18 protein-coding genes and 1 pseudogene are annotated in these 17,045 nt (G+C 55.7%); 5 read left to right on the forward strand and 14 right to left on the reverse strand.

Going from position 1 to position 17,045, the window contains the following annotated elements; genetic code table 11:
* Nucleotides 1-379: 379 nt before the first annotated feature.
* Both ACFWW4_RS21535 and ACFWW4_RS21540 read left to right on the forward strand, forming a co-directional pair.
* Nucleotides 380-1,180 (forward strand): MBL fold metallo-hydrolase, encoded by an 801-nt coding sequence (locus tag ACFWW4_RS21535; RefSeq protein WP_411892724.1) that lies wholly within the window; start codon nt 380-382, stop codon nt 1,178-1,180.
* Nucleotides 1,177-2,124, forward strand: coding sequence for an MBL fold metallo-hydrolase (locus ACFWW4_RS21540; protein ID WP_411892725.1), 948 nt, complete (start codon nt 1,177-1,179; stop codon nt 2,122-2,124). The genes ACFWW4_RS21535 and ACFWW4_RS21540 overlap by 4 nt, the downstream gene beginning before the upstream one ends.
* Nucleotides 2,125-2,296: 172 nt before the next feature.
* Here the strand turns inward: ACFWW4_RS21540 and hemA are convergent, their stop codons facing one another.
* From hemA to ACFWW4_RS21605, 13 genes are all read right to left on the reverse strand, one after another.
* Nucleotides 2,297-3,517 (reverse strand): 5-aminolevulinate synthase, encoded by a 1,221-nt coding sequence (gene hemA / locus ACFWW4_RS21545; protein ID WP_411892726.1) that lies wholly within the window; start codon nt 3,515-3,517, stop codon nt 2,297-2,299.
* Nucleotides 3,518-3,525: 8 nt separating this feature from the next.
* Entirely contained in the window at nt 3,526-3,957 is a 432-nt protein-coding gene (locus tag ACFWW4_RS21550) for a DUF302 domain-containing protein (protein ID WP_411892727.1), read from the reverse strand.
* Nucleotides 3,958-4,032: 75 nt separating this feature from the next.
* Nucleotides 4,033-5,295 (reverse strand): FCSD flavin-binding domain-containing protein, encoded by a 1,263-nt coding sequence (locus ACFWW4_RS21555; protein ID WP_411892728.1) that lies wholly within the window; start codon nt 5,293-5,295, stop codon nt 4,033-4,035.
* Between the two features lie 26 nt (nt 5,296-5,321).
* A complete protein-coding gene (locus ACFWW4_RS21560) occupies nt 5,322-6,017 on the reverse strand; it encodes a c-type cytochrome (RefSeq protein WP_411892729.1) in 696 nt (231 codons plus the stop codon).
* Complete coding sequence (locus ACFWW4_RS21565) at nt 6,017-7,291, reverse strand: c-type cytochrome (protein WP_411892730.1); 1,275 nt, start codon at nt 7,289-7,291, stop codon at nt 6,017-6,019. The genes ACFWW4_RS21560 and ACFWW4_RS21565 overlap by 1 nt, the downstream gene beginning before the upstream one ends.
* Nucleotides 7,275-8,549 (reverse strand): sulfite dehydrogenase, encoded by a 1,275-nt coding sequence (soxC, locus tag ACFWW4_RS21570; protein ID WP_411892731.1) that lies wholly within the window; start codon nt 8,547-8,549, stop codon nt 7,275-7,277. The genes ACFWW4_RS21565 and soxC overlap by 17 nt, the downstream gene beginning before the upstream one ends.
* Nucleotides 8,550-8,563: 14 nt before the next feature.
* Nucleotides 8,564-10,267, reverse strand: coding sequence for a thiosulfohydrolase SoxB (gene soxB, locus ACFWW4_RS21575; RefSeq protein WP_411892732.1), 1,704 nt, complete (start codon nt 10,265-10,267; stop codon nt 8,564-8,566).
* Between the two features lie 102 nt (nt 10,268-10,369).
* Nucleotides 10,370-11,215 carry a sulfur oxidation c-type cytochrome SoxA gene (soxA, locus tag ACFWW4_RS21580; RefSeq protein WP_411892733.1) on the reverse strand — a complete coding sequence of 282 codons (846 nt, stop codon included), beginning with the start codon at nt 11,213-11,215 and terminating at the stop codon, nt 10,370-10,372.
* A gap of 32 nt (nt 11,216-11,247) precedes the next feature.
* Entirely contained in the window at nt 11,248-11,577 is a 330-nt protein-coding gene (gene soxZ / locus ACFWW4_RS21585) for a thiosulfate oxidation carrier complex protein SoxZ (RefSeq protein ID WP_393931388.1), read from the reverse strand.
* Nucleotides 11,578-11,592: 15 nt separating this feature from the next.
* A complete protein-coding gene (gene soxY, locus ACFWW4_RS21590) occupies nt 11,593-12,009 on the reverse strand; it encodes a thiosulfate oxidation carrier protein SoxY (protein ID WP_411892734.1) in 417 nt (138 codons plus the stop codon).
* A gap of 30 nt (nt 12,010-12,039) precedes the next feature.
* Nucleotides 12,040-12,513 carry a sulfur oxidation c-type cytochrome SoxX gene (soxX, locus tag ACFWW4_RS21595; protein ID WP_393931384.1) on the reverse strand — a complete coding sequence of 158 codons (474 nt, stop codon included), beginning with the start codon at nt 12,511-12,513 and terminating at the stop codon, nt 12,040-12,042.
* 107 nt (nt 12,514-12,620) lie between these two features.
* Nucleotides 12,621-13,190 carry a thioredoxin family protein gene (locus ACFWW4_RS21600; RefSeq protein WP_411892735.1) on the reverse strand — a complete coding sequence of 190 codons (570 nt, stop codon included), beginning with the start codon at nt 13,188-13,190 and terminating at the stop codon, nt 12,621-12,623.
* Nucleotides 13,191-13,201: 11 nt separating this feature from the next.
* Nucleotides 13,202-13,939, reverse strand: coding sequence for a cytochrome c biogenesis CcdA family protein (locus ACFWW4_RS21605; RefSeq protein ID WP_411892736.1), 738 nt, complete (start codon nt 13,937-13,939; stop codon nt 13,202-13,204).
* 47 nt (nt 13,940-13,986) lie between these two features.
* Between ACFWW4_RS21605 and ACFWW4_RS21610 the strand changes: the two genes are divergently transcribed.
* The 3 genes from ACFWW4_RS21610 (at nt 13,987) to ACFWW4_RS21620 (ending at nt 15,959) form a co-directional block, all read left to right on the forward strand.
* On the forward strand, nt 13,987-14,391 hold the full coding sequence (locus tag ACFWW4_RS21610) for a hypothetical protein (protein WP_411892737.1): 405 nt from the start codon (nt 13,987-13,989) through the stop codon (nt 14,389-14,391).
* A gap of 122 nt (nt 14,392-14,513) precedes the next feature.
* A complete protein-coding gene (locus tag ACFWW4_RS21615) occupies nt 14,514-14,849 on the forward strand; it encodes an ArsR/SmtB family transcription factor (RefSeq protein ID WP_411892738.1) in 336 nt (111 codons plus the stop codon).
* Between the two features lie 54 nt (nt 14,850-14,903).
* Complete coding sequence (locus ACFWW4_RS21620) at nt 14,904-15,959, forward strand: YeeE/YedE family protein (protein ID WP_411892739.1); 1,056 nt, start codon at nt 14,904-14,906, stop codon at nt 15,957-15,959.
* A gap of 184 nt (nt 15,960-16,143) precedes the next feature.
* On the opposite strand, the pseudogene ACFWW4_RS21625 reads toward ACFWW4_RS21620, so the two are convergent.
* A pseudogene (locus tag ACFWW4_RS21625) lies at nt 16,144-16,557 on the reverse strand (integrase core domain-containing protein); the annotation flags it as partial.
* Between the last annotated feature and the right edge of the window lie 488 nt (nt 16,558-17,045).

Genomic DNA, 17,045 nt, shown 5'->3' on the forward strand with positions numbered 1-17,045 from the left:
CGGACACTTTACCCTCCCAGACAATGGGTGCGACGGGGATCGCCTCACCCTTCTCCGTGATGCCGACCCGCACCTCTCAAAGCAAGTCGGCAGTCGCCTCACCAAATGCAAAGAGCCGCCTAGTGCGAACCGCGAAACAGGTACCCGTAACGATACGGTAGAAATATTCCGTTGAACGCCGACCTGTTACAGCAAGAAAACTGTTTCAATAGCCAAACACTAGTCGTATTATTCAATAATTCGAATATGAAGGTAAGACATGCAGCTGACACGCAGAAGAGTGATACAACACGGGATAGCGGCGGCCCTTTCCGGCGCTATCCCCCAGCGCATTTGGGCGCAAACCACACTGCACGCGGGTGATCGCAGCCTTGACACCATGAGTGACGGTAATCTTGTGCTGCCAAGAAGCTTTGCTTTCAGAGAAACACCACCAGACGGTGCGAATGACATTTTGGCGCGTTACGGAATCACCAGCGACACGATGACCCCGGACTGCAACATCACTCTGTTACGCGATGGTGATCGCACAATCCTCTTCGACGTCGGCGCTGGACAGGAATTCATGCCCAGTGCGGGCAAGCTGATGGATGCATTCGATACGCTGGAGCTTGATGTCAGCGACATCACAGATGTGGTCTTTACCCATGCGCACCCTGATCACCTTTGGGGGGTGCGGGATGATTTTGGCGATCTGATGTTTCCCGACGCGACCTATCATATGGGGCAGGCAGAGTGGGATTACTGGACCGACCCTGACACCGTCTCAACCATTGATGAAGGGCGCGTGACCTTTGCCGTCGGCGCGATGAACCGGCTGGAACTGCTGGCCGATCAAATCAACCTGTTTGCAGACAATCAGGAAATCCTGCCCGGTGTGCTATCGCGCCTGACACCGGGGCATACCCCGGGGCACATGTCGTTTGAAGTGCAGATGGGCGGCGAAGCCGTCATGATTGTGGGCGACAGCATTGTGAACCATCATGTTGCCTTCGAAAAACCCGCATGGCTGTCAGGCTCCGATCAGGATCCTGAATTGGGTGCCCAAACCCGCCTTGCCTTACTGGATCAACTCAGCACTGCGCAAATGCGTCTCATCGGTTTCCATTTACCCAGTGGCGGTTGGGGCCATGCAGAGCGGCGTGGTGACGGGTTTGTCTTTGTCGGTGACGACGCATGATCCGGTTTGCAGCACCTTTGATCGCCATTTGCGCAACCACGGCACATGCAAACGAAGACATCGCAGATCAGTATCCGGGCTCACCGCTTTATAGTGCGCCGGTTGAATTCATCCCCGGTGTGTTTAGCGCCATTGGCGCAACCGCCCCGCCCACCTACGAAAACACCGGCCATAACAACAACCTCAGCTTCATTGTCACCGGGGAAGGTGTTGTCGTGATCAATGGCGGCGGGGCATATGTGCTGGCTGAAGCGCTGCATCAGGAAATCAAAGCCCGCACAGAAGAATCGGTTGTTCTGGTGGTTAATGAAAACGGTCAGGGGCATGCCATGCTGGGTAACTCCTATTGGGCTGAGCAAAATGTGCCCATCATCGCCCACGAGGATGCCGCCTCAGAATTCGAAGAACGCGGGTTTCGCATTCTTGAAGCCATGCAGCAACTGAACCAGGACAAGGCCGAAGGCACGTTTCTGCAAGGCCCGACCGAGACGTTTGCCGATGAATACATCCTTGAATTGGGCGATTATCGCATTGAGGTGCGTTATCTTGGCCCCGCCCATAGCGCAGGCGATGTGGTCGTCTGGCTACCCCGTCAGGACCTTGTGATTGCGGGTGACATGGCCTTTCACGAACGCATGCTGCCGATATTCGAAGACACTTACACCCTTGATTGGCTGGACACATGGGACACCGCATTTGAAGCGCTCAATGCGACCTATGTCATTCCCGGGCACGGGCACCCGACGAATATGGATCAGGTTCGGCGTTATACGAAAGGTTATCTGGAATATCTGCGCGGCAAGATTGGCGAACACCTTGATAATGGTGGCGGGCTTGCGGACGCCTATTACGTGGACCAATCGCCTTATGCACATCTGGACACGTTCGAAGAATTGGCGACCAAGAATGCCGGGCGTGTCTATGAGCAGATGGAATTCGAATAGCTCAGGCGACAGCCATTGACGGACGCTGAAGCAAGCGGTGCGTCAGCATAGCGCCACCCCAAAGCCATCGGGACCGATAAAGCTCGATCAGGTTTTCCAGCATGTTAAGGCCCCTTTTAACTATGCAGGGGCTAAGAAGACATGCCGTTTCGAACCTTGACGCAGGTCAACCTTACTGCGCTGCGACAGGCAAACGGGCCAGTTGGCACTGCGCCCAAAGCGTCTCAAGCGCGCTGACAAGATGGTCGACATCTGCCTCCGAATGCACCGGCGATGGCGTCAGCCGTAACCGCTCCGTCCCTTTGTGCACGGTGGGGTAGTTGATCGGCTGGATATAGATGCCGTAGTCACGCATCAGGATATCAGACAGGTATTTGCATTTGACCGGGTCGCCGACCATCACGGGAATGATGTGGCTTGGGTTGTCCAGATGCGGAATACCGATGGCATCTAGCCGCGCACGCACTTGGGCCACTTTGGCCTTTTGTTGGGCACGTTCGGTGTGGCTGGTTTTCAGATGCCGGATTGACGCCGCTGCCCCAGCGACCACGGCAGGCGGCAAAGCAGTCGTGAAAATGAACCCGCTGGCAAATGACCGGACAAAGTCGCACAGATCGGCCGACGCCGCGATATAGCCGCCCATAACCCCGAAGGCTTTGCCGAGCGTACCCTCAATGACAGTCAGCCGATGCATCAGGCCTTCACGTTCTGCAATGCCGCCGCCGCGGGGGCCGTAAAGCCCAACGGCGTGCACTTCATCCAGATAGGTCATGGCGTTGTATTTGTCGGCAAGATCACAAATCGCGGCAATCGGTGCGATATCGCCATCCATCGAATAGACGCTTTCGAACGCGATGAGTTTCGGGCGGTCCAAAGGTTGCGCCGCCAGTAACTCTTCGAGATGTGCAAGATCGTTGTGACGCCAGATCTGCCGGTCCGCTTTGGAATGACGGATGCCTTCGATCATGCTGGCGTGGTTCAGCGCGTCTGACAGCACCAGACAATCTGGGATCTTGGCCGCCAGCGTGCCAAGTGCAGCCCAGTTGGAGACATAGCCGCTGGTGAACAAAAGAGCAGCTTCCTTGCCATGCAGGTCGGCCAATTCCGCCTCTAGCAATACATGGTGATGCGTTGTGCCAGAGATGTTTCGCGTGCCACCCGCACCGGCACCAACATTGTCCAGCGCATCATGCATGGCCACCAGTACATCAGGATGCTGACCCATGCCAAGATAGTCGTTCGAGCACCAGATTGTCACATCGCGGGGAGCATCCCCATGATTGGTAGCTTTGGGAAAGCGTCCGCAATGCCGTTCAAGATCGGCAAAGACGCGATAGTTACCTTCATCCTGTAACCGCGCCAGCGACGCGGCAAAGAAACCTTCGTAATTCATGAATATCCTTATCCGCCCACGGCGTCTTGTGCGATTTCGTCGAGCAGTGTCTGGACCTTTTGCATTTCACCGTCCGGGTATGTCCGGTAGCCCACCATCACCGCATCGTCGCGTTCAGTCACGAAGATCCCATAAGGGCAATGCGCGATATTCATCAGGTCGGCCTCCATCACCTCGCGCGATATTTGCGCAGAGCAGAACAGAAATATATCGGCGGCCTCAAATAACTGTACCGTACTGCCGACATCCGCAGCCGTCCGGGCAAGCATATCGCCGGTGTGGCTGACATAGTCGATGACCAGACCCTTGCCGATAATCGCGTTTTCCACCGCAAAGGTTGCATCATCAAAGCTGCCGTCAAAGGGATAGGTCACAGCCTCTTGCCCGATAACAGGGGTCGCGGCCAAACCGAGAATCGCACAGGTAAGTAGATTTTTCATATCGTTTCCTCCTTTCGCAGAATCTTAGGCGGCGCAGCAAGGCGGGCCCTGATCAAAATCAAGGCCCGCATGACTTTAGCCAAACATGTCCGCGACAATGCCGTCATACCAACCGACAGATTCCTGATAGGTCGCCGCACGCAGATCGTCACTTTCGCCAGTTTCGCTGATAAAACCGTCGACCTTGGCGATCTTTTCTTCGGTGGCCTCATAGGTGGCACCGACCTTCACGCCGTTCTCCGTGTCGATCAAGGACCAGCACGTATTGGCAAAGCGTGCGGGGAATACGGTTGAGCCGGTCAGCGCGCCACGCACCGCATTGGCGCAAACCTTTGCCTGGCTATTGGCCGAAAAGCCTGATTTTGGCATATCGCCCTGCGCCGCTGCATCGCCCAGAACATGGATATTTTCGTCCATCTTCGACGACATATCGACCGCATTTACATGGGCCCAGTTGCCCTCTGTGATGCCCGCAATCTCTGCAATGCGGCCTGCCTTCATTGCGGGGATCACATTACACACATCGACATTGTTCACATCGCCATCAATGGACAGCGTCATCGCTGCCGGGTCAACGACCACGTCTGCCCCCCCGAAATCGGGACCGATCCGTTCGATCATGCCCGCGTAGTGATCGTTCCAGCCTTCCTCGAATAGACCCTGCTTTGAGAACTTCTCTTTCGGGTCGGCAATCAGGATCTTGGCCGTCGGGTTCACCTCTTTGAGCGTATGCGCCACCATCGAGATACGTTCATACGGGCCGGGCGGGCAGCGGTACGGATTTGGCGGCGCAACCATCGCATATGTGCCACCCTGCGGCATCGCCATGATCTGCGCCATCAGCAGCTCAGTCTGCGATCCGCCCTTATAAGCGTGTGGCATCGCGTTTTGCGACGACAGATCCCAACCCTCAACGGCACCATCAACAAAGTCGATGCCCGGCGACAGGATCAGACGATCATAAGGCAAGCTGCTTCCACCGGCGAGCGTGACAGTCTTGGCATCACGATCAACGCCAACAGCCCAGTCATGCACGACGTTGATCCCGTATTCCGCAGCCAGTGTGCCATAGCTATGACCAAGCGACTGCATGTCGCGGAAACCGCCAAGATAAAGGTTCGAGAAAAAGCAGGTGTAGTAGGTGCGCGTCGGCTCGACCAAGGTCACATCAATTGCACCTTGGCTATCCTTAGCAATGTAGCGCGCAGCCGTCGCACCCCCCGCACCGCCACCCACAACAACCACACGCGGCTTGCCTTGCGCGCGCACCATAGGTGCTGCCAATAGACCCGCTGTTACGGCTGCAGATCCAAGAAATATCCTTCTGTTGAACGTCATGATTACTCCTCCCCTATGCGCATCAACTACTCGATGCTTTCAAAATACGCCGCGAGCGCAGCGATCTCTTCATTCGATAAACGGCCTGCCATCATCTGCATGACAGGATGAGCCCGCACACCTTCCTTGTAGGCGTGCATCACAACGACGAAATCGTCAGCCGGCCAGTTGATGATTGACGGAACCCCATCTGTGGCTCCGCTGGCCTGATGGCAGGAGGTGCATTCCCCTGACAGATATTCGCCGTAAGCAGGGTCCCCGATAATCGCCAAAACTTCAGGTGCGACGGCATGATCTACGGCTGCGGCAGTTGGTGCTGCCTCAGGGATATTCGCGGGGCTGGCGGAAAACTGGCGTAGATAGGCAAGTAAATCGTCACGTTCCTGTTGCGCTTCAAAGCCGTGGAAACTCATGCGTGTGTTGGACACAAGCCTGCGCGGGTTCTCGATGAAATCGTCAAGCGTCTCATAGGTCCAGACCAAGCCACCATTCGCCGCGCGTTGCAGACCGGCGGAATAGCGATAGCCATCTGCCGCGCCAGCCGGACGGTCAAAGATATTGTTCAGGTGCGGGCCAATGCGATCGCGGGCGCCCTGGCCAACCTCGTGGCAGCCGCTGCATTGCCTGAACAAGGTTTGCCCATTTTCCGCATCACCACCAACCTCCGCCTGGCTTGTGCCCGCAGCGCCTAAAAGGGCGATGAAGAAAAGCCGTCGTAACATCAGTCTTCAAAGCTCTGAAGATAGGCGATCAGGGCTGCGATATCCGCCTCTTCACGCACGCCCCGGAACGTCATCTTCGTGCCAGCCATCGTTCCGCGTGGGTCGGCAAGGAACGCCGCAAGGTTTTCAGCTGTCCACACCTCGCCAGCTGTATTGGCCTCTTGGAACACATTGGAATAGCGGAACCCCTCAACCGAACCGATTGAACGTCCCAGCATACCGTTCAGCGCCGGACCCGTGCGATTACTGGCATTCTCCCCAACCTGATGGCAGGATTTGCACTGTCGAAATGCACCTTCGCCCGCGGCGACCAAGGTTGGATCAAGACCACCGGTTTCGTCGGTAGCTGTTGTTGCAACAGTGTCATCAGACGCCGAGAACACAGGCCCGTCGCCCGTCGTGGCGTCGTTCATCACTGACTCACCCCCGCCCTCGGGTGTGACATCCAGGAATGTCGCGCGCATGGTGATTTCGACGGTGTCCTTGCAGTTCGCCATACAAGGTTCAGTCCGCCATTGGGCGTATTCAAGCTCTGGCCGGTCATCAACGACAAACCCGTCGCTGTTATACATCTCGATTTCGGTGAAGTTCTCGTGACTCAGCTCGAAATCGTCATCAACCAGATCGTTGGAATACAGGATATACGCGACGATGGCATAGGTCTCATCCGGCGTCAGCGTACCCGCCTCACCAAATGGCATGGACCGATTGATGTAATCCCAAGCCGTCGACAGATGCGGCCAGTAAGACCCAACCGTCTTGACCGGGTCTTTGTCGGCGAGCGTGTCAAAGCCGCCTGCAAGAACAGGCCAATTGCCGACGCCTTCGGCGAAATCACCATGGCAAGAGGCGCATTTTTCGACGAATACCTCTTCCCCGGTATATACATCACCGCGCCCTTCGGGCAGGCCGCGACCGTCCGGCAAAATATCGACATCCCATGCGACAAGCTCCTCCTCCAGCGCGGCACGGCCCAGTTCATAGGTGCCTTCAATGACCGGCGCAGGCGCTGTCAGGCTGGTGCTGGCAGTGGCGGCATCAGCCGCGATTTGTTGGAGCTGATCACGCTCTGACATCAGACGCGCAGCTTCCTCAACAGCAGTCTGCGCCTCTGCACTGGCGCGGGCCGCATTCGCTTCAATTTGCTGGACACGGGCCTCCAGCGTTTCAATTTTCTGCGCGCCGTAATGCCGCGACGCCAAGCCATATGCCAGGCCAAGACCAAGGGCAGTGACCCCGATTGCGGGGATAAATAGATTAAGAGACTTCGACATTCTCGGCGATCCCTTCTTCATTCACAAACCAGGTTTGGATGCAGTTGTTGTGGTAGACCGCGTTTTCGCCGCGCATTTCGCGAAGTTGATCCTTGGTCGGCTGGACATAGCCGGTTTCGTCGATGGCCCGGGATTGCAGCAGCATCGGGCTGCCGTCCCATTCCGTATCCAGATAGAACCGGGTCAGCGCCTTGCTATCGCCCTGCTTGCCAAGTCTAGCGGTTTCCCACGTGATCCCGCCGTCTTTTGACACATCGACGCGGGTAATCTGCCCATGACCGGACCAGGCAAGGCCGGAGATCACCAGCGGCCCTGCGCCATGCGTGATCGGCATCTGCGGGCTGGGCGAAGTAATGACGGATTTGGCATCCATGACCCATGTCCACTTACGGGCGATGCCGTTCTCATAGACGTCGGTGTATTTGGATGTTTCTTCGCGACTTTCCACGGCCATGTCGGTGACTTCGACGCGGCGCAGCCACTTGACCCACATGTTGCCTTCCCAGCCGGGTACGACCAGCCGCACCGGATAGCCATGTTCCATCCGCAGCGCCTCGCCATTGGCTTTGAATGCGACAAGCACATCATCAAGCGCCTTTTCCATTGGGATCGAACGGCCATTGGACGACGCATCGGCGCCTTCGACGTAAACCCATTTGTTAGAAAGCTCGCCCGCCGCCTCGAGGCCTGCCTCGCCCAGCAATGTGCGCAACGGAACGCCCGTATATTCCATATTGTGGATCATGCCGTGGGTAAACTGCGCGCCGTTCAGCTGTGCGCCCGCCCATTCCATGCCGGTATTCGCCGCGCATTCGCAAAAATAGACATGGTTTTCCCTGGGGAGCCTTTCCAAATCGTCGTAGGTGAAAATTAATGGACGATCGACCAACCCGTTGATCATCAGGCGATAGTCTTCCTTGGACAGCTCAATCGCACCGGAATGGTGGCGCTCGAACGCGCAACCCTGCGGGGTGATTGTCCCATCAAGGGCGTGGATCGGAGTGAAATTGATTGATGAAATGGGCGACGCTGTCAGCCACTCCACATTGCGGCGCACAACGTCGCTTTCGAACTTGATCGGCAAACCGTAAGGCGTTTCATCAACGCCAGCCCCGGTGTAAGATGCCCAATCCTGTAACTCCGTGATCTTGGGGTCAGGCGTGCCCTGCGCTGCCGCACCGCCTGCAACTGTGCCTGCTGCAATCGCAGCACCGCTACGCAGGAACGCGCGTCTTGAGGGCTTGAAGAATTCATCCATTGCGACTGGTCTCCTCATGCACCGGCCACGGTGACGCTGGTATTTGGCGCCACGCTCACCGTGCCCTTGTTGCGAATATGATTTTCGACGACATCCCAGATTGGCGGACCCTCGGTGCCCTCATTGACCGAGGCCCAGCCCGCGACCACGTAGGTCTTCGCAGGATCAATCGCTTCACCCGTTCTGAGCAGGGTCATGTCCGAAATACGCTCACCGATGGGTTTGCTGACATCGATGCGGTAGCCCATGCCACCAACGCGGACCATGTCACCGCCTTGCTGGTAATAAGGGTCGGTATTGAACAGGTTATCGGCGACGTCTTCCATAACCGTATGGATGAATTCGCCCGTCATTTCAGTGCGATAGGCATTGGGATAGGTCATTGAGGTGACGTTCCAGATATCCTCGCGGGTGATGTCCTGACCGGGCATGATGGACGGCCCCCAACGCACGCCGGGTGACAGGGAAATGTCGGCATCGCGTTCTTCGATCAGCGCCTCGCAGATCAGATCATCCCAAGAGCCGTTGAAATTGCCGCGCCGATAAAGCAGCGTGTCATCCGCCGTTTTTCCGATCACCTCGGTCAGATCATCAAGGAACGGGGCGCGTTCGGCATCGATTGCAGCAGCCACATCCGGATCAGGGGCAATTACGTCCGCAAAGATCGGGATCAGCTTATGGCGGAAACCCATCATCCGGCCATCGCGCACATCCAGATCAACCCGACTGACGAACTTCCCGTTGGAGCCTGACGCGACGATGATCGTCTCACCAATCAAAACTGGTTCGGGAAGGGCATCATGGGTATGGCCAGCCAGAATGACATCAATACCTGTCACCCGCTCTGCCATCTTCTTGTCCACGTCAAAACCGTTGTGCGACAGGCAAACAACCAGTTCTGCGCCTTGTCCACGAACCTCATCCACCATTTCCTGCATCCGCTGGTCACGGATACCGAATGAATACTCCGGAAACATCCATCCGGGGTTGGCGATTGGCATGTATGGAAAGGCCTGCCCGATCACAGCAATCTTCACGCCACCGCTTTCATAGAATTTGTAAGGGGCAAAATCCTCTGCCGGTTCATCCCACTCAGCGTCAAAGATGTTCTGGCCTAGCGCCGCAAAGGGCAGGTCGCCGACAATGTCGCGCACGCGGTCAGAGCCAAGCGTGAATTCCCAATGAAACGTCATCGCATCCGGCTTCAGCAGGTTCATGACGTTTACGACGTCCTGCCCTTGGGTCTTGTAGCAAGTGTAAGAGCCGTGCCAGGTATCGCCGCCATCCAGCAGCAGCGCATCAGGACGTTCCGCCCGGATACTGTTCACGACCGTGGCAACGCGATCCATGCCGCCCATCTGGCCGTAAGCCTGACCAAGGGCCGCGAAGTCATCATAGCTGAGCGCGTAGTGTGACGCGCTACCATCTTCGATCCCGTAAAGTTTGCGGAACTCTGCGCCGGTAATGTGGGGCACTTGCCCCTTATTGGACCCAACCCCCAGGTTAATTTCAGGTTCACGAAACCAGATCGGTTTCAGTTGGGCATGGATGTCCGTGATGTGGATGAGCGATACGTTCCCAAACGTGTCAAACTGCAACAGGTCACTTTGCGAAAGCGATTGCTGCGCGGCCAGCCTGCCCCAATTCCCAAAGCCAGACGCACCGACGATCGCCGAAGCCGCCATGCTGGCTTGCAGAAAATCACGTCGAGATATCATTTCGCCAATCCTTCTACCAAAGCCTTCATATTCCAATTTTTGAATGGAACATGATAGAAAAAAGCCCGCCCCTGACATGCAGGAAGCGGGCTTTCAGGGAGGTTAGTTTCGAACAGCGGGCCCTTCGACCGACAAACCATTGCCGCGCGAGGCGACGTAAAGTTCCAGCGCGATCATTTCCTCAGCGCCGACGCTGTAAGTCTCTGCGCGGGTATCGCGGATACACCCACGAAAGCGCGATTGGACACCGTTCAGCTTGGCGTTTTTCAAGCGATATGTCGGGAAACCGTTAATCTGGCCCTGGCTGAGATGGTCCGCGCGAATGTTGTTGCCATAATTGTCTTCATGACAATTCGCGCAGGATAGATCCAACTGGCCAAAGCGGGTGTAATAAATATCCCGCCCCTTCTCCCACGTGGACTGGGCCGGTCCATCAATGGCGACATCAATGGTCATTCCGCGCGAAACAGAGGCGAGCAGGGCTTCCATGTTCAGCATATCACCGCCGTCATACTTCCACTCTTCCGCGCCCATCCGTTCGGTGCGACAGCCGTTGACCTGCGTCGCAATGGTGCGCACCTCACCAGCGTCTTCGTTCCATTTGGGATAGACGGCGCGTACGCCAGCCATCTCTTCGGGGGCACCATGGCAAGAGACACAGGATTCACCTGCGCTACCGTCGACCGTATTCCAAGCCTCAATGGCTTCATCGACAAAGATCATGCCGGGGTTTTCAAAATCGTCCATCTGCAAGGCTTGCGTCTCGCTCGAACGGAAAACCCAACCGGAATAGATCGTGCTTAGGTTCTCAAGATGCTCCGGCGCGTCTGTCCGCACGGTAATCTCGATCTCCTCATTGACGACCAGGTTAGCCTCTTCATCGGCCTGTACCGCGAAAGCGGCGCAAAGCGCGACACCGGCAATACCACCTCTCAACACTGTTTTCATTGACATTGCCCTCCCCGGCGCGTCCGCTGTCGTTATCCGACTGTGATCTCTTTGCTGTCTGTGTAGACGTCGCCATCGTCGTCGTACCAGGTGAATTCAAACGTCCCCGTTTCCGGAACAACGGCCTGAAATTCAAAGTAGGGGTTTGTCGAAATTGCAGGCTCCAGCGTAACATCAATCACGGTCTCACCGTTGAACGTGCAGGTAAAACGATTGATGATCGAACGCGGAATGACGTTGCCGTCCCCATCTTTGCGCTGGCCCGATTCCATCGGGTGACTGATCAGTGTCTTGATCGTGATTTCTTCGCCAGCGGTTGCATCACGGGGGACACGAACGCGGGGTTTTACATTCTCTGCCATTGTCTTTTTCCTCGCTTAGCCGCCGCAGCCGCCGATTGTGACTTTCACTTCCTGACTGGCCTGTACAAAGCTGCCGTCAGGCATACGGGCAATGGCGATCACATCCTGTGTGCCGGCCAGCCGAATACGTGTCGCGGCGGATTGCGATGCGGCCAGCGCACCAAAGGTGAATGTCGCAACTGAAGGGGTCGGGTTGCCGGCTGCAAAGACAATGATTGCCTCTGCGCCCGGCGCGTCGACCTCGATCGGCACGGTGTTCCCGTTCTCGGCGATTTCTGGTGCGATCAGCGTGATGCCATCACTGCCAATTTCGGCACCACCGGTGAAAGCTGCGATCTCATCTTCGACGGCCGCAAAGGTGCGCACCGGCATGAGGGCTGCAACCGCTGACCCGACCGCCATCATAAGCGTGTGTCTGCGTGTAAGTTTCATGGTATCTCCTGTATATCTGTTGATGACAGATCAGTCTTTGAGTGTTTGAAGATATGCGACGACATCTTCGATTTCCTGGGCGGTCAGCAAAGGTGCAAGCTCGCCCTTGGCAGCTTCACCCGTGAAAGCATCGCCTGGGCGTATGAACCCACTGGTCCGGTAGAAGGCAGGCATGATCGTTCCCTCAAACGTCATCTTTGCATTTGCAACGATGCCGCGTAGTTCGGCAGCGCTACGATACTCACCAATACCATCAAGCGATGGGCCAACCTCTCCGTGGAACGGATATTCATCCAATGCAGTCACCTGATGGCAGGCAATACAATTGCCTTTGCCGCGAGCCACCATGATTTCCTGTCCGGCAACAGGATCGCCGTCTTGACCGGACAAGGACATTTCGACCTCGCCATACTCACTGTAAGCCACATCATCAGGCGTTACGCCTTCGGCAAATCCTACTGTCGCTATTGCTATCGCGACGCCTGCGCCAACTAAACGCTTCATGGTCACTCCCCGGATCACAAATCCCTCTTGTGTACCGTAGACCACGAACCATGAGAGTCGCAACATCAAAATCAACTATTTGAATGTTTGCAACTAATACGTTGTTCTCATTCCGTTATTCCCTGCTCCTGAATGATCCGCGCATGGTACTTTTGAAAGGTTTCATCGCCCAGATAGCGCTCTTCATTTATCCAGTTGAGCAGGTTCAACGTGGTCCATCGCTCGAAGGCACCCGGCATGACGGCAACGGCGGCCTCGGCCGCAGTCTGATCTGGCTCCACCTCTTGCGGAAAAAACATCATTGTCGGCGTGAACAATGCATTCCAACGCCGGACCATATCCTTCTCGGACAAGGTCGTACCGTCAAAATCCGTCACATCCACATCGCCAAACATGTTGATCTGCACGACAAAGAAATGGTCATTCAACGCCGCTGCAACCTCGGGCACGGGAAACACCTCTTCATGCATCTTGGTACAATAGATGCAGCCGCGCTGTTCAATGATGACCATCAACCGCTTGCCCTCGGCGCTCGCCTCTTCGAGGTCCTCGCGGAGATCCTTGAACGTTTCGCGCATCCAGTCTGTCTTATGTAGGCCATCATCACCTAATGTGACGGCAAGCACGGGCAGCGCAAAGATGATCGCAGCTGCACCCAGTATTGAACGAAAGTACATAATCGGTCCTCCTATCCCAGGTTTGTAAAGGCAGGCATGACCTCAATCATCCACTGCGCAATATAATTCACCGAATTAGTCGCAATCAGCACGGCAAAGATGATCAGCATGCCGCCCATCACCCGCTCGACATAGGCAAGGTAACGACGATTGCGTTGCAGCCAGCCCATAAACGGACGGGCGAATAGGGCTGCAAGGACAAAGGGCGTTGTCATCGCCAGCCCATAGACCAGCAAAAGTAAACCGCCGCGCCAGATGTCACCCACCCCGCTGGCGACCATCAGGATCGCAGCCAATGCAGGGCCGACGCAGGGCGTCCAGCCAAAGCCAAATGCCAGCCCCATCAGATAGGCACCAATAATGGTCGTCGGGGCGACCGTGCTTTCAATCTTTGCTTCGCGGTATAACAAAGGCACCTGGATAACGCCCAGAAAATGCAAGCCAAACAGCAACAGGATCCCGGCGGCCACGTATCGCAGCGTATCGCGCCACATACCGAAGGCCTGACCAATCGCCGTAGCCCCCATTCCCAACAGAACAAAGATTGTCGTCACACCAAATGCAAAGAACACCGCCGATATGATCAGGCGTCTTTGTACCCCGGTGCTGATCTCGGTGTCCGCGCGCAGCTCTGTCATCGACAGACCGGCCATGTAGCACAGATAAAACGGCACCATCGGAAGCACGCAAGGCGTGAAGAATGACAACAAGCCCGCAAAAGCCGCGCCAAGATAGTTGACGTCCAGCATCAATCCCCGCCCTTGATCATAAGATACATTCACATTAAGATTATTGAATGTTTAAGCCATTGACCACTGTTTTTCTTTACAGGTTCCTTGCCGCTCTCACGGCCATGATCCTTTCGATGACATCACTGTCGGCGGAAACGCGGCTGTTGATGGCAGAAGAACCCGGTTGCATATGGTGCGCACGCTGGCACGCCGAGATTGGGCCGATCTACCCGAAAACCGGTGAAGGTGCTGCTGCACCCTTGCGGCGGGTGAACCTGCGAGACCCCCTACCGGCAGATATCGCGCTAACACGTCGCGTGAATTTCACACCCACATTCATTCTTTTGGTCAATGGGGCTGAGAAAGGCCGGATGGAAGGATATCCTGGCGAGGATTTCTTCTGGGGGCTCTTGGGGCAAATGCTTGATCAAGAAGGGATCAGCTTTGCACTAAAAGGTGACAACCAATAGGAAATGCGAGGTTTGAAGCACCAATACCGACAAACAGGGGTGGTCATTTGGAGAATTGATGCCACATACCACAACCAAGCGCGAATAGGTTAAATCGTATACAGGCAAGGCAGCACAGGCAGATGACAATCCCGGTTTTTGACGACATCATCGATGATGACCGCTTGGACGAGATGATGGAAAACGCAACCATTGCGACCAACTATCTCAAGGCAATCAGTCACGAAGGCCGGTTGATGATCCTATGCCATCTGGCAACTGGCGAAAAATCGGTCACAGAGTTGGAAACACTTCTATCGGCACGTCAGGCAGCGGTGTCCCAACAGCTTGGGAGATTGCGCCTTGAAGGATTGGTGCGTCCCCGTCGCGAGGGAAAGACGATCTACTACAGCTTGACGGATGACAAATCTCGCAGGATCATCGGTCTGGTCTACGAGTTGTTCTGCAAAACGGATTAGGTCTAACCACCTCCCGTTCAAGTCGTTGGACCAAAAACGGGGAGGAAGCACCCAATGCTCGACGCATGGGGCGATGCGAATGTAGCGGCAGCCATCGGGCTGTTTGGCGGCGTTTTACTGGGGCTTGCAGCACGGCTTGGTCGGTTTTGTACGCTTGGGGCCATCGAAGATTACCTGTATGGCAGCAACGACAAACGGCTTCGGATGTGGGTTCTGGCCATTGGCTCCAGCATTGTTGGCAGCTTCGGCCTTATGGCGATTGGTCTGTTTGACCCCGGCAAATCATTTTATCTCTCACAACAATGGTCGCCAGTTGCCAGTATCGTGGGGGGTGGTCTGTTCGGCTATGGGATGGCCATGGCAGGCAATTGTGGTTTTGGTGCGCTCGCACGACTTGGCGGGGGCGATTTGCGGTCCTTCGTCATCGTCCTCGTCATGGGGATCAGCGCCTATGTCACACTTTCCGGACCATTGGCATGGATCCGCGTCGCCATATTCCCACCAACACAGCCAGCATCCATCCCGAGCGGAATCGCGCATACGATCGGTGAAATCAGCGGCTTTCCGGTCGCCGTTACAGGTATTGTCATCGGGTGTTTGCTGATCGGACTTGCCCTGAATGCCACTTCGTTGCGGCGTGATCGATCAGCCGTGTTCTGGGCAGTTGTGGTCGGCGTGGCGGTTACAAGCGCTTGGGCGGGCATGCAGTATGTAAACGCAAATGGCTTCGACGATCTTCAGATCGTCGGGCATACATTCTCGGCACCAATCGGTGAAACAATTCTCTACGGCATGACGGCATCCGGACAAACACTCTCGTTCGGCATAGGCTCTGTTGCTGGCGTCTGGATCGGCGCATTCCTTGGCAGCATGATCAAGGGCCATTTCCGCTGGGAGGCCTGCGAGGACCCACGAGAGTTGCGACGCCAGATCATCGGGGCTGTTATCATGGGAGTTGGTGCGGTCATCGCCATCGGATGCAGTATCGGGCAAGGTCTATCTGCATTCTCGCTGCTGGCCTTCAGTGCGCCCGTCACATTTGCTGCGATCTTTGCAGGAGCTGCTTTTGGATTACGCCAACTCATTGTTGGCTTTACAGCTACTGAATAGACTCAGCACTGTAGGCGGTTTGGGGTGGGCGAGTACTAATGCGCAAACGATGATGCAAACAAAGAGTGCTGCTTAGGAACCGAAGTTGTCTGTGTTTTTTGCTCCAACTGTCAGTCGTCACGGATTTGGGACAGATAGCGGACTGATCTAAGAGAGGGTCTGGCGCATCTGGTTTGTCTGATTTTGCGGCGGATTTGCGGTGAAGCAAGCGCCGGTTTTTGATGGTCTGTCGTTTGATCCTTTCTCGTTGTTTCAGAATGGTCTTCCCGCACCCGAAATAGACATCGGCAGGTGTGAGGTTCCGCAGGCTTTCATGGTCGCGTCGGTGATTGTAGTGATCGACGAAGGCATCGGTCTGCTGGCTGAGATCGCCTGTTAGTTAGTGGTTCTCCAGCAAGATGCGGTTCTTGAGCGTTTGACGCCAGCGCTCGATCTTGCCTTGGGTCTGCGGGTGATACAGGGCACCGCGGACATGATCCATTTTCTGATCTTCCATCCAATCGGTCAGTTCACCAGATACGTGACTGGAGCCATTGTCGCTGAACAAACCCGGCTTGTGCAGGACCGTTGCCTGGTCGCATCCTGAGGCTTGCAGCGCTTCACATGGGGTTTGGACATAGACGGCGGCATGAGCCGAACATCATGGCCGAGCTTGCGCAGTTCTCGACCCCAGTGATGGGTCGATCCGGATGCTTTCATGCCGACTACACAACGTGGCAAGGTCTCAAAGAAGGCCAGCAGCTTCGCGCACTTGGAAAAACGTCTTTGGCCATCCCTCCAGTTGATTGCTCCGCAATCAACTGGAGGTCAGTGATCCAGGCCCACGGTCTTAACTGTCGTTGGGTATTTCCTTTCCTGGTGGTCGATGACAACTGAACTTTGGCACGTTCAATGCAGGCGGAGCAGGAGCCATCCACCTCATCCGGAATGAGCCGTCTTACTCTACGTAACGATGTTGAGCCTGCAATTCTGCAAAGTCAGCTTTTCTGCGTATTCTGTTGAAAAACTCATCCTTGATCGAAGCATAAGTCGCTGATTCAATTGCTCTTGCAGGGAGGGATTGGCGATGATGGGACCGAGGCAGGA

Origin of the sequence: Yoonia sp. SDW83-1, assembly GCF_046762885.1 — a bacterium.
GTDB lineage: Bacteria > Pseudomonadota > Alphaproteobacteria > Rhodobacterales > Rhodobacteraceae > Yoonia.